The sequence below is a fragment of the Bacillus sp. WC2503 genome (genome assembly GCF_052682895.1).
Genome location: NZ_JBQYMD010000001.1, coordinates 1,532,197 through 1,545,618, shown reverse-complemented (window position 1 = coordinate 1,545,618; position 13,422 = coordinate 1,532,197). Strand labels below are relative to the sequence as shown.

At 33.4% G+C, this 13,422-nt stretch carries 11 protein-coding genes; 1 reads left to right on the top strand and 10 read right to left on the bottom strand.

The features are described from left to right. Positions 1-42: 42 nt before the first annotated feature. Positions 43-1,398, bottom strand: a complete 1,356-nt coding sequence (locus tag ACUN26_RS08115) for a hemolysin family protein (protein ID WP_000356238.1) — start codon at positions 1,396-1,398, stop codon at positions 43-45. Between the two features lie 359 nt (positions 1,399-1,757). Between ACUN26_RS08115 and racA the strand changes: the two genes are divergently transcribed. Beyond that, on the top strand, positions 1,758-2,300 hold the full coding sequence (racA, locus tag ACUN26_RS08110; protein WP_000456000.1) for a chromosome-anchoring protein RacA: 543 nt from the start codon (positions 1,758-1,760) through the stop codon (positions 2,298-2,300). Between the two features lie 97 nt (positions 2,301-2,397). Here the strand turns inward: racA and ACUN26_RS08105 are convergent, their stop codons facing one another. The 9 genes from ACUN26_RS08105 to ACUN26_RS08065 all read right to left on the bottom strand — a co-directional run bounded on the left by ACUN26_RS08105 (position 2,398) and on the right by ACUN26_RS08065 (position 13,421). Beyond that, positions 2,398-2,994 carry a hypothetical protein gene (locus ACUN26_RS08105; protein ID WP_000487809.1) on the bottom strand — a complete coding sequence of 199 codons (597 nt, stop codon included), beginning with the start codon at positions 2,992-2,994 and terminating at the stop codon, positions 2,398-2,400. Positions 2,995-3,263: 269 nt separating this feature from the next. After that, entirely contained in the window at positions 3,264-5,114 is a 1,851-nt protein-coding gene (locus ACUN26_RS08100) for a hypothetical protein (RefSeq protein ID WP_001243340.1), read from the bottom strand. Further along, positions 5,104-6,921 carry an AAA family ATPase gene (locus ACUN26_RS08095; protein WP_000766165.1) on the bottom strand — a complete coding sequence of 606 codons (1,818 nt, stop codon included), beginning with the start codon at positions 6,919-6,921 and terminating at the stop codon, positions 5,104-5,106. Before ACUN26_RS08095 ends, ACUN26_RS08100 begins: the two co-directional genes overlap by 11 nt. Positions 6,922-7,026: 105 nt before the next feature. Continuing rightward, entirely contained in the window at positions 7,027-7,287 is a 261-nt protein-coding gene (locus tag ACUN26_RS08090) for a hypothetical protein (RefSeq protein WP_000391448.1), read from the bottom strand. A 76-nt stretch (positions 7,288-7,363) separates the two neighbouring features. Further along, positions 7,364-8,791 carry a basic amino acid/polyamine antiporter gene (locus tag ACUN26_RS08085; protein ID WP_000129458.1) on the bottom strand — a complete coding sequence of 476 codons (1,428 nt, stop codon included), beginning with the start codon at positions 8,789-8,791 and terminating at the stop codon, positions 7,364-7,366. Positions 8,792-9,003: 212 nt separating this feature from the next. Beyond that, positions 9,004-10,515 carry an ABC transporter permease/substrate-binding protein gene (locus ACUN26_RS08080; RefSeq protein ID WP_000129124.1) on the bottom strand — a complete coding sequence of 504 codons (1,512 nt, stop codon included), beginning with the start codon at positions 10,513-10,515 and terminating at the stop codon, positions 9,004-9,006. 3 nt (positions 10,516-10,518) lie between these two features. Then, positions 10,519-11,466 (bottom strand): ABC transporter ATP-binding protein, encoded by a 948-nt coding sequence (locus ACUN26_RS08075; RefSeq protein WP_000614062.1) that lies wholly within the window; start codon positions 11,464-11,466, stop codon positions 10,519-10,521. Positions 11,467-11,570: 104 nt separating this feature from the next. Further along, on the bottom strand, positions 11,571-12,128 hold the full coding sequence (locus tag ACUN26_RS08070) for a YdcF family protein (protein ID WP_001045784.1): 558 nt from the start codon (positions 12,126-12,128) through the stop codon (positions 11,571-11,573). 63 nt (positions 12,129-12,191) lie between these two features. Beyond that, a complete protein-coding gene (locus ACUN26_RS08065; RefSeq protein WP_000097149.1) occupies positions 12,192-13,421 on the bottom strand; it encodes an MFS transporter in 1,230 nt (409 codons plus the stop codon). Position 13,422: the final 1 nt, after the last annotated feature.

Genomic DNA, 13,422 nt, shown 5'->3' with positions numbered 1-13,422 from the left:
CAAAAACATTATGCTCAAAAAAACTCTGCTATATAGCAGAGTTTACGAGCTAATTTGCTCTTGTAAAGAAATTTGTTTTTCATCTTCTAAAACGACAATCGATTCTACTGTTTTTGTAACTTCTAACCTTTTAATATAGCGCCCGTCTAATTCTTTCACACAAAACTTATAATTTTCAATTTCAATGGAATCCTCTTCAGCAATCTCTATATTCTTCGTTAATATCCAACCACCAATTGTATCAACACCATCATCATCAATCGCTAGACCAAATAACGTATTCACTTCACTAACGAGTACTTTTCCCTCTAGTATCGTCTTTGTTTCACTAACTTGTTGAATTTCTGGCTGTTCATCCGTATCAAACTCATCCTGAATATCTCCTACAATTTCCTCTAAAATATCTTCAACAGTAACAAGTCCAGATGTACCACCATATTCATCTATCAATATAGCAATATGTGTTCTTTCTTTTTGCATTTTTAAAAACAAATCATGAATTGGAATAGAATCAATAACTAAAATAATTGGTCTAACATATTGCTCTACTGTCTTTTTATTAACAGCTTTATGCTGTACAAACTCAGTAAAAATATCTTTAAAATTTACAAAACCTATTACGTGGTCTTTGTCACCATCAACAACTGGATACCTTGTATATTTTTCACGAGACATTTTTTGCAAAGCTTCTTCAGCGGGCATTTCTTTACTTATAATATTCATTTCAGTTCGAGGTACCATTATTTCTTTTGCAATCCGATCATCAAATTCAAAAATTTTATTTACATATTTATATTCAGATTGATTAATTTCACCATTTTTGTAACTTTCTGAAACTAATAACCGTAATTCTTCTTCCGAATGAACCTCATCATGCCCTTTCGGCGGTTTCAGCCCTAGCAGCTTCGTAATGATTCGAGCTGAACCATTTAATAGCCAAATGAATGGGAATGCAATATGATAAAAGAAAATTAACGGCTTAGAAACAAGCAAACTCACTTGTTCAGATTTTTGAATTGCAACTGTTTTTGGGGCCAATTCCCCTATTACAACATGTAAAAAAGTAATTAACAAAAATACTAAAATTACAGCAAAAATATCTGCGAGCTGAGTAGATATTTTCCAATTTGCAAAAAGCGTGTCAAATATTTGCTTTAGCGCAGGTTTACCAAACCACCCAATTCCAAGAGCTGTAACTGTTATTCCTAACTGGCAAGCCGATAAATATTCGTCTAAGTTTGTAATGACTGTTTTGACAGAAGTTGCACGATTATTTCCCTCTGCAATTAAATTGTCAATTCGTGAACTCCTCACTTTAACAATTGCAAATTCTGCTGCAACGAAAAATGCCGTTAAGGCAATTAAAACAATCACTATACTTATACTATATATGTCCAAATACTTTTCCTTACTTACATTGTAAGCAAGGAAGCCACCTCCTACTTAATTTTATTCAAGTGAAGTAAGCATTCTAATACTCTAACAAAATTCTACATTAGCAACCACCTTTTTATATATTATATGCATACATAAAAAAGATATTTATCATTATGATAATCTAATTCATTTCCCCTCGTCAAATCAAATTATTCTAAATCTTAAGATGAATCATTTTTATATAAACGATATATTCTTCACAACTTAATTTCGTGAAAAAACACTTTCTTTGCCGATTCCACACTTCTTTTGTCATACCGGAAGGGAACTTACTTCATAGATCGAAATCATTCAACAGGATATATATAGGAGGGATTATTTTGGAATATAAAACACCATTTATCGCAAAAAAGTTAGGTGTTAGCCCCAAGGCTGTTGTCCGGATTGCACAACAATTAAATCTTACGATAGAAAAAAATAAATATGGTCACTTTATTTTCAAACAAGATGATGTAGATCAAATGTTAGAATACCATCGTTCTCAAATTGAGCATTCGCAAAACTCTCAACCTACTCAAAAAACATCATCAAATGATGTTGAAGAATTAAAAACTCAAGTAAACACAATTTTTCAAAACACATCATCAAATGACTTTGAACAATTAGCTACTCAATTACACACAATTACAAGAAGGCTAGATCGAATGGAGGAGCAAATGCAAGATAAGGCAAATGATGTCGTTACGTACCAACTTTTGCAACACCGTCGTGAAATGGAGGAAATGTTAGAACGAATCCAAAAGCTAGAAGCTTCCCTCAAAAAAGAAGAGCCCATATATATTACTCCTGATTCAAAACCAACATATGAAAGAGAAAAGAAACCGAAGCGCCGCAAAATGATTTTTAGTATATTTGGATTATGATTTTTAGACCCTTATTAAAACAATAAGGGTCATTTTTTCATGAAGGATACTGCCATATTAATATATCATTCTCTATATTATATATATTCACTTCTAATTATTTTGTTAACATAATATTCTTACTGTATTCCGCGATTAATGCCTGTGCATGAGCATTCCCTTGAATCACATCGCGAAATTCTTTTAAAGAATACAAATGCGTAACTCCTTTTCGAGCATGAATTCGCACTGGTACACCTTGTAAAGTATCATGAAACTGAAATGGATTGTCTATCGGCTCTATAGGAAAACCGAGTGTTAGTAGATACATATACATTCTTTTTGTAACTGCTGCAATATACCATTCCGCTTTCGTTTCTAACGCATGCACAAATAAAATAGCTGTTAGCCTTTTGAAATGCCCTCTCCCACGAGACGTTTTCGCAATACTTAGCTTGCCTATTTCATACACATTTTTCAAATCTTTCACTAAATCATTTTTAGAAAACGGATAGAAAAACTCAGAATTTGATTGTTCGGGTACCGTATACTTAATACACTCTACTGTACCTATATGATGCTCATCTTCTATTAATAAAAATCGTGTTGGATTTAAATTACGTTCTACGAACATTAAGTTTCTTTCTTCACAAAAATCTCCCCATAGTTGCTCGAACCAAAAATGTTCTTCCTTTGTTTGAACACGCTGGAACATATTTCCCCGCCTTTCCCATCGCCGCTCTGTTTTGATAACGCTTTCACTATCTATCATATAAGAACAAATCTTCGTATGCAACTAAAAATATTTATGACTTATTATATTCTGCAAAATGAATTAAATTCCAACTTCGTCGTCTTTTACCTCACATGTACAGTTATTCTAATAACCTATGTGTATCACTTTTTAAATTACATCCTACCTACTTCCATACAGCATATAATTCTTCTTAATCTAAAAAAATCCTTTATGAAAAAGGATTTCTTTTACTTCTTATTATTTTTTAACCACTTCTCAAAGATTTGTACCATCCCATGTTTTCCTGCTAATTTCTCTTCTCCTTGTTTCGTCTTATATGGATACAATTGCAAAAAGACACCGCACCCAGATTCAATTTTTTTACTATGCATATGACTTCCTGGATATACACAAATGACTTCATAAATTGCCCGTCGATGAAAAACACGCTTTCCATTCTGTTCTTCTACATACTTTATAGACCAGTATTTATACATTTGCTCAGTCGCTTTCGTATTTCCAACGTGCTGAAAAATATTGTACATTGGGCTATACTTCACTTCAATAATAATAGAAGATTTATATACGTATTTCCCTTCTTCCTTTACATAACAGTCTAAGCGAATATCTGGTTTTTTTGTATCCTCGCCATTATAAAAGTTACTCCCTTTACTTAATGCAATAAGGGGATGTGTTTCAATTAAGTCATTAAATGCAACATGGACCTTCATATCATCTTGATGTAAAACTACTGTCGTCCCATCTTGTAACCCATCTACATAAAAATGCTCTTGTATTTGTTCACGAATGGGATTTCTAGCTTTAAAACCAATTTGCTCTAGCATGGAAATAACGATAAAAAAAGCGTAATATTCATACACTAAAAACGTTGGTTTATATACAAATAATAAAGATGGAGATTGATCTGTATATTGTGGAAGTAAGTTTAAATGCTGTAGTAATTGTTGATGTGGAATTGGTAAATCGTATGAGTTCATATTACCCGTTTCAGAAACTTCTCTCCAAAAGGGGGAATATATTAAAGTTTTAAAGTATTGTACACTTTCACGTACAATATGAGCTAATATTTTATATTCTTGTATTTTCACAGAGCTTTTACGTAAATCGGCTTCTTTTAGTAAATGTATATTTTTATATTTTTGCTTCTCTCTATCAGTCACAGATCCATTACGCTCAATTGTTTGCATAATCGTTTTTACAGCTTCAAACTCTTCTAATTTTTTCTTTTTTTCTCTTTCTAATATTTCAATTGTTTGACGTAAAAAACTTTCGGCTTCAAGTAAATAATGATAAAATTGCATCGCTTTAAATTTAAGAAATGCATTTTCCCTACTATTTTTTTGTTCAATAAACTTACGATTATAATATTTCGTATAGGACTTTCTTTCCGCCATTATTGTTCCTTTTCTCGTTGCCTTCCGTTCCTTCACTTCCCATTTATATTCATGTATAAATTTTGAACTTGATTCAATCTTTTTAAAAACTTGTTTTATCTTTTTCATTTTTTGCGGCAGCTTTCTAAGTATTACTAAATAAGAAGAATCCTCAATATCACTAAGGGCAGAGAAAGTCTTTTTATAATAACCTCTATCTAAAATCAACTCATTTAAAATTGACTTTACATAGTTTTGAATCATTTCAAATTGGTCATCAAAAAAATTTTTTGGAACGATTTGAAAAGCACCATAATACGTTGTGTCTTCTATGCGAACTTCAAAATGATATAAACCACATCGCCATGGATAAAAGAATTCCGTTTTTCCATGTTCATAAATTAGTACCTTTTGTTTTTTTTCATTTATTTCGTATTGTGACTCTTTTATATTTTTCTGGCCCTCATACACTTTATTCCATATGAAAGTAATATTCATTGGACTTTCATAATGGTAATGCAATCTTATCGGTTTTAATTCTTGTACTTTGTAAATACATTGAACTAATGCTGTAGTAGATGTGCAAAGACGATTTAATAAAATATACTCCCCTTTTGCCTCTGTTCCTATGATTAACTTTAATACAAAAGGGAGCGTTTCATTCGTATCAACGATTTCTGTTTCATACCGCTCTTCATTTCGCATATCCATACAACTCCAGTTCTCTACGTTTTTCTCTTATATATGCTAAAGAGTGTTCAAATGTAGAGACTCTGTTTGCAAGTGGCGATTGCAAAAGAGGTACTAAAGTCGCTCCCCTTTTTACTTCTTCAGAAAGTAATGACCCAACCATCATTTCAGTACCTCTTAATTTCGTCAGTACACGTTGCTTTATTTGTAAATCAAAACCTTCTTCTCTGCTAATCATATAAGAATGATTATTTTGAAATGGTATATTTTGCAAATACATAGCAATTGCATTTGCACATCGAAAAGAAATTCCCTTTGACGCATCATGTGATGACAATACAACATGCAACTTATCTAATAGCTCTAACTCTTCTTCAGAAAACACTTCAATCATAGATTTCTTTCTGATCCAATTTATCCGAAATTCTCCCGCTGTTACTTTCAGAGGTGGTTGTAATACACCTTTCTCTTGTACCATGCACATCTCACAAAACGGAATTTTTTGTAACGTAATTAAATTGGTTCGGTCTAATAATCGATCAGAGAGTTCTTTCGTTGTTTCATCAAAATTCACAGTACCTACAAAGATAATATTTTCTCCAATTTCAATTGTTGATGGAATTTGGTTTTCTAATTTCTGCGCACCCTCATACAAATTCAAAATACGATTTTCCTTTTCAAGTTGAAGAACAGATAGAAATGGAGTAAACCAATGCTCAATATGTGACATGTTCATTTCATCAAAAACGATTATATACAATTGATTTTGATTTTCTTTTGCCTTCATTAACGCTCTAACTAACTTTGTTTCACTTTCAATAAAAGTACCATTTGGGTGAAGATATCCAAGTAAATCATGTGGTTCTTGATACGATGGAGAAATCGGAATCCAAACCAATTCTTCTCCATACTGTAATCCAAGTGCCTCTGCATAAGCTTGCACAAAGCGTGATTTTCCAACTCCCGGTATACCACCAAGAATCGTTAACATATTTGTTTTTACACTTATATGAAAATTATAAATATCTGTTTCGTCCAAATACATCCCTTTATTACGCACCGTACTTTGTACATACTGTAAAAAGGATGATTCACGCTCATCCCATTCCCATACTTCCTTGTGTACTTTTATATCCTCTACTTCAACTAGCTTCCCTTCTTCCGTTATTCGTTTTTTTAATTGCTCATACACTTGATCACTTACGAAATACAATTGCTCTTCTACCGCAATTTCTACATGCTTCATCCAGTCACTTAAGTCTATATATTTACATTCTCGATTTTGTTCAAAATACGCGATTGAACTAATTGATGACTTTAACAATATATTTCCATATAACCTTCCATCATGCCACAGTAATTCAGGAGACTCAAAGTCTTTTGGATATTTCGGCATAAGAAATGATAAATAACCATTACAAAGCTTTCGTTCTAAAGACTCTCTTTTTTTATTATCTGCAACTTTAGGTGCTGGAATCATTTTATAGCCAGTTGCTATTTCTCTAGGTTCTTCTGTACATATTAACTCCACGTACACATTTCCTCTTTCATAATAAAGACGAAACATAACCAATTGCTTTTCTAATTTCTTCTTCTTTAATTCTGAAAAAATCTTTTCATTCTTTTTATTGCTACATAACCCTTCAAATATATAATGTTCATTTGTAAATTGCTCTTGTAAATTAGATGGTATTGGCGATAGACATTGTACAAAAAAATTCTCTCCATTCTTCTCTCTCTCTGCTTTTGTAAATTTCCCGATAAACCTCATATAGTACATTCGTTTTATAAAACTTGGCTGAAGAGCTTTATGTAATTTCATCTTAATCACCTTCTTTTTTCATACTATTCTTAGTGTATGAAAGAAAAAAAAAACTAGAAATAAAAAACCTGACGTTATCCGCCAGGTTCAAAATTAAAACGTATATTAATGAGATGGAAATGCTTTTTTCTCTTGTAAAATAGCATTGTGAGCAATTTTCATTTTAGCCAGTACATATCGTAATCGATCCTCAGCGTTTTCATCTTTATTTTGCTGCAACTCCGCTAAATTCTCAACAGAACTCGCTAAATTTTCAATTACTCCCCTTAGTTCAGGATGATGATTAAAAAAAGATTCTTGTACTAATACTTTCCTTAACTCACTAGCTAAATCAATTATTCTAGACAACTGTTCTTTTTCTTCCATTTTCATCCCTCCTGAATATCTTATGTATTAAATATTCTCTACACAAAGAAAAAAGCCCTTTAAATGAAAAGGACTTTTACATTTTTATCGTTCCAGTTATCAACAGATAAAGTGATGTGATAGCTGCGACAACAATTGCCCACATCACATATCTCTCTATACCTACAAAACAACGATTCCCTTTTTCTTTTCGTGCAAACATGTAAACGATAATCCCAATTCCATATACGATTGAAACGAGTAATAAATTCTTTAAACCCGCTGCATAAATAAGCCATACAGAATAAATAGAGGCAATTAAAGCTAACGAGCCATTTTTTACTTTTGCATCTTTTAGTTCATTTGTAATTACTAATTTGAATTGGTATAGCGCTGATAATAAATATGGTAATAATATTGATGTTGACGCAATAAAATACATAATTTGATATGTCGATTCTGAAAACAGAACAATTATAAATATAATTTGAGCAACGATATTTGAAATCCATAATGCCATGTGTGGCGTTTGCTTTTTATTGGTTTTCGTAAAGACCTTCGGAAACACGCCATCTTTTCCTGCTACGTGAGAAATTTCCGAAACAAGTAAAAACCAGCCAATTAATGTACCTACAAGTGACGCAACTAATCCAATATTAATTGCCATTGCACCCCATGGCCCAACAACATGTTCTAATACATGTCCCATTGAAGGAGTTTCTAAAACGGAAAGTTCTCCTCGCGTCATTGCTCCCATTGACAGAACAGAAATTAAAATATAAATAGACATAACTAAAATTAATCCAAGTACTGTCGCTTTTCCAACGTCCCTACTATTTTTTGCTCTTCCTGATAATACAACTGCTCCTTCAACCCCAATGAACACCCATAGCGTTACAAGCATTGTATTTTTCACTTGACCAAGAATAGCGGAAAGTGAGATTGTTCCTTCTCCCCAAAAATCATGTGTAAATGTATCCCAACGAAACGCTGTTACCATTACGACAATAAATAATAAGATCGGAACTAATTTCCCTACTGTTGCAATAACATTCATAATGGAAGCTTCACGAATTCCAAATAAAATTAGAAAATGCAATGTCCATAGTAAAAGTGATGCACCTACGATTGACGCAACATTATTTCCACCTTTAAAAATTGGGAAGAAGTAACCTAATGTACTAAACAGTAGCATAATTGTTGCAACATTTCCTAAAATCCCTGCCAGCCAGTATCCCCAAGCACTGTTAAAACCAATATATTCACCGAATCCAGCTCGTGCATAACTATAAATTCCGCCCTCAAGCTCCGGTTTTTGTCTTGCTAACGTTTGATATACGAGCGCAAGTGGAATCATTCCCATTGCTGTAATACACCAACCAATTATCGTTGCACCACTATTTGCTCCTACTGCTAAATCATGCGGTAAACTAAAAACACCGCCACCAACCATCGTTCCAACTACTAATGCGATTAACGGAAAAAACCCTAACTTCTTTTCTATTTGTACCACCCCATCTGTCATTCTAGGTGTTATGTTCGTTCAACTATTAAAGTCACCTTTTTCTCTAATAGACGTTTCTCTTATATTTTTTCAGGAAAACATTACTTATTCTAAAAGAAAATGAAGAAAAATGGAATACTTTTTTGAAAAAATGTATAAGTATGCACAAAAAACCGCTCATTTTGTAATGAGCGGTCATTTTAAACATATAAAATTGTATATTTCTTGTAAAATTAACGAAGTAAATTCTCTTTTTGTAAAAATTGTTTCGCTACTTCTTCACTACTTTTACCATTCACATTTACTTCATAATTCATTTTTCGCATTTCTTCATCTGTAATCTTTCCAGCTAATTTATTTAATACTTTTTCAAGTTCAGGATATTTTTGTAATGTCTCTTTTCTTAATAACGGCGCACCTTGATAAGGTGGGAATAATCCTTTATCATCTTTTAGCACTTTAAGTCCGTATTGCTCCAATTCACTATCCGTTGAATATGCATCGATTACGTTCACATCACCAGATTGAATTGCACTATAACGCAGTTTCGGTTCCATCGTTTTAACATTTAAAAACTTATAGTTATATAACTTTTGCATTCCTTTATAACCATCTTCACGATCTGCAAATTCTAATGTAAATCCTACTTTAGCTTCCTGTGCAATATTTCCTAAATCAGAAATTGTATTTATATTCTTTTGATCTGCTATTTTTTTCGGCATCGCTAGTGCATATGTATTGTTATACTCCATTGGATTTAACATAACCATATTATATTTTTTTTCCATTCCAACGCGAGCTTGTTCATATACTTCCTCACGATTTGTGCTTTTCGGTTCTTCTTTCACGAAAGTAGATAAGGCTGTTCCTGAAAATTCTGGGTATATATCTACTTCACCTGATTTTAACGCTTCAAATACAAATGCTGTTTTCCCAAGACCCGGCTTTAATTCTACTTGTAAATCTGTATCCTGTTCAATAAGTTGTTTGTACATTTGAATTAAAATTTCTGGCTCCGATCCAAGTTTTCCAGCAATAACTATATCTTTCTTTTGTGTATTCCATAGAAATGGAGTAGCAATCATAACTACAACTATACATATCGTCAATATAACGCGCTTAGAAGAGCGTTTGGGACTCTCAAGTATGCGAAGTACTATATCAAAGAATAAAGCGAGTAACGCAGCTGGTACGGCCCCTAAAATGATAAGCGCATGGTCATTTCGATCGATTCCGAGTAGTATGAGCTTACCGAGCCCACCAGCACCTATTAAAGCAGCTAATGTAGCCGTTCCAACAATTAATACCATCGCTGTACGAATACCAGCCATAATAATTGGCAACGCGAGCGGAAGCTCTACCTTCCATAACCTTTTCCAGCTATTCATCCCCATAGCTCTCGCCGCTTCTATAAGTGATTCATCTAATTCCCGTATTCCTGTATATGTATTTCGTAAAATAGGTAATAGTGCATACACAACTAATGCGATTATAGCTGGCAGTTTTCCAATTCCTACTAACGGAATTAATAGTCCAAGTAAAGCAAGTGAGGGCACTGTCTGCATAACAGCAGAAGTCCCTATTATAAATTCAGCCATTCGTTCTTTTCTCGTTAATATAATGCCAAGTGGCACTGCAATAATTACTGCAAAAAATAGTGAAATAAGCGATATTTGTAAATGCTCACTTAATGCACTTAGCAATTCTATTTTTCTTTCTTGGAACGTTTGAATAAAATCAGTCACTGTTTAGCCTCTCTCCTTCATTTGTTCAACAATATAATTGACAATATGACGACTTGTTAACATACCAACATATTGACCATCTTTTTCAACCGGCACTGATTCTTCAGTTTGTAAACGGACTAGTGCTTCTTGTAAAGGAGCATGTAAAGATAAAGCAGCTCCTTCTATTCGTGTATGATCGTCTAGTGGCATTACATCTTCTATAATTATTCCCTCATACCATTGTCGCCCACGATTTCCAATGAACTCCTCAACAAACTCATTTTTCGGATTATGTATAATACCTTCAGGTGTATCTAATTGAACAACTTTTCCTGCTCTCATTACACAAATGCGATCACCAAGTGATAATGCCTCTTGCATATCGTGCGTTACAAACACGATCGTTTTTTGAATCTTTTTTTGCAGTTGTACGATATCCTTCTGAAGTTGCTCCCTGCTTAACGGATCTAACGCACTAAATGGTTCGTCCATAAGAACAATTTTCGGATTTGCGGCTAATGCCCGTACGACACCGACACGTTGTTTTTGCCCTCCTGACAATTCATCAGGCATACGATCACGATATACATCTGGATCGAGCCCAACCATCTGTAGCAAGTCATCGACACGTGCTTTTATTTCTTTTTTGCTCCATTTTCTCATTTCAGGAACAACTGCAATATTTTCAGCGATTGTCATATGTGGAAATAAAGCAATTTGCTGCAACACGTATCCTATATTCCAACGTAATTCATTTATATTATATTGTTGAATATCTTTTCCATCGATTAAAATTGAACCTTCTGTCGTTTCAATCAAACGATTAATCATCTTCATTGTCGTTGTTTTCCCGCAACCACTCGGACCAATGAGAACAAAAAATTCTCCTTTTTTAATTTCTAAATGCAATGAATCCACTGCTTTTGTGCCATCTTCATACGCTTTTGACACATGATTAAATTGAATCACAAATACAACTCCTTTATTGTTGTTTCCTTTATTTTGATGGAATATGGAATTCATTTCAAATGATACGCATTATTTCTATATAAAAAAGAGCTCACATTTGAGCTCTAACGGTCGAACAATATTGTTTTCATAATAGCAGCATATTCACGCACATACATTTTTCTCTTAGAACGCATTGGCGTTTCTGCAGCTAATGCCTCCATCTTTATTCCTAAACGCCTTGCAATTATTTTTGTTCGATATAAATGATACGTATTACTGACAACTACCGCATGTTTTACATCAAATAAATCCATACTAAACTTCAAATTTTCATACGTATTTGTCGAACGGTCTTCCATTAAAATACGACTCTCATCTATACCGTGTACCATTAAATAGTTTCTCATACTGTGAGCTTCCGGTATATCTTCATCTTCTCCTTGACCACCTGAAACAATTACTTTCACCTCAGGGTGAGAATATAAATATTCCAACGCTACATCCAAACGGTTTTGAAGTGATAAAGACGGTCTATCTCCAAATAACTTTGCACCTAATATAAGAACGTATGGAGAGTGATTACTCAATTTCTCACGAGCAACTTTATTCATTCGAAACGTCATATAAATAATGTATAGTGGCGGTAGTAATAAGATTATAAGTAATATCCATTTGTTCATAAATAAGTTAACACTCCCTTTCTTTTTATTATATAGAAAAAGAAAGGGAGGCAGAAGTAATTTTTAAACGAGTGATTTATTCGGAACATCCCCTCTGATTTTACGTTGTGATATCACATAGTAAAGAGCGATTCCTAATGATAGGATCAATATACAGCTTAATAGGTAAAATGGGAGCATTACCCCAACTTTAGATACACCTGCTGTAAACACCATTAATATTACTATTCGTATTCCTGTACCAATTAAGCGAAATAAGCTGTCCACTCGTCCCATTACTTCGTTTGGGATTTCCTCCATCATCAATACATTTCTCGCGACTCTTGTTCCAGCGTTTCCAATCGCATGAAAAATCGCTAGTCCATATAACAGCATTACGGACGGTTCAATGATCATTATGGTAATTGAAATTACATAAATGATCATCGTCAAAACGATTGAAACTTCTGTTTTAACATACTTCATTATGAGTGGAATACTGATTCCCGCAATAACCGCTCCGACACCGTACATCATACCTTCTACTGCGTATACAGAAGCATTGGCTTTAAGTATATCTGAAATATAAACTGGTATTAAATAATTTGCCATCATAACACCGATAAACGGCATATAAGTGGCAAGTAAAAACCAAAAAAGCTTAGGACACTTTTTCATAAAGTGAATTCCTTCGAACAATTGCTTCTTAAACGGTACTTTCCGTTTCACTTCTTTTTTCTTTACGTACGGTATACATAAGAAAAGAAAAAATGCTCCTGCAAAAGTTAACATATCTACTAACAAGATCCATTTCAAAGAAACAATTTCAATTAAAAAACTCGCAGCTGCTCCTGAAATAACTTGTGTTAACTGTCCTTGTATCTCCATCGTTCCACTTAAATTTTTATAATGTTCTGCTTGAAATATTTCTTGGTTAAATGCAAAAATTGTAGGATAGAATAATAGATAATAGAATGACCCTGCTATATAAATAATAATGTAATGAATAGAATGATAAGATTGCCCGGCAAATCCCCATATAGTCATCATTCCTATAACGGCTATCCCGATACCTTCGTTACATAACAATAAAGATTTTCTTGAAAAACGATCAATGCTTTGCCCAATGAATGGTGTTAATAAAAACATAATGAGGGTTGCAACGATCGAAACATAACCAAACGTTGTCTCTCCCCCACCTTCTTTAATTAACAACCATGGGATCGTAATCATAACAATCCCGGAACCAATAGCTGATAAACTATTGGCTCCTAGAATGTAATACAAGCGAGAATCATGATAAAGCGAGGACATA

Excerpts from the sequence above, each read along its gene's own strand:
- ACUN26_RS08085 (WP_000129458.1), bottom strand. The coding sequence starts at position 8,791 with ATGACAGATGGGGTGGTACAAATAGAAAAGAAGTTAGGGTTTTTTCCG.
- ACUN26_RS08065 (WP_000097149.1), bottom strand. The coding sequence starts at position 13,421 with ATGTCCTCGCTTTATCATGATTCTCGCTTGTATTACATTCTAGGAGCC.
- ACUN26_RS08070 (WP_001045784.1), bottom strand. The coding sequence starts at position 12,128 with ATGAACAAATGGATATTACTTATAATCTTATTACTACCGCCACTATAC.
- ACUN26_RS08090 (WP_000391448.1), bottom strand. The coding sequence starts at position 7,287 with ATGGAAGAAAAAGAACAGTTGTCTAGAATAATTGATTTAGCTAGTGAG.
- ACUN26_RS08100 (WP_001243340.1), bottom strand. The coding sequence starts at position 5,114 with ATGCGAAATGAAGAGCGGTATGAAACAGAAATCGTTGATACGAATGAA.
- ACUN26_RS08105 (WP_000487809.1), bottom strand. The coding sequence starts at position 2,994 with ATGTTCCAGCGTGTTCAAACAAAGGAAGAACATTTTTGGTTCGAGCAA.
- ACUN26_RS08095 (WP_000766165.1), bottom strand. The coding sequence starts at position 6,921 with ATGAAATTACATAAAGCTCTTCAGCCAAGTTTTATAAAACGAATGTAC.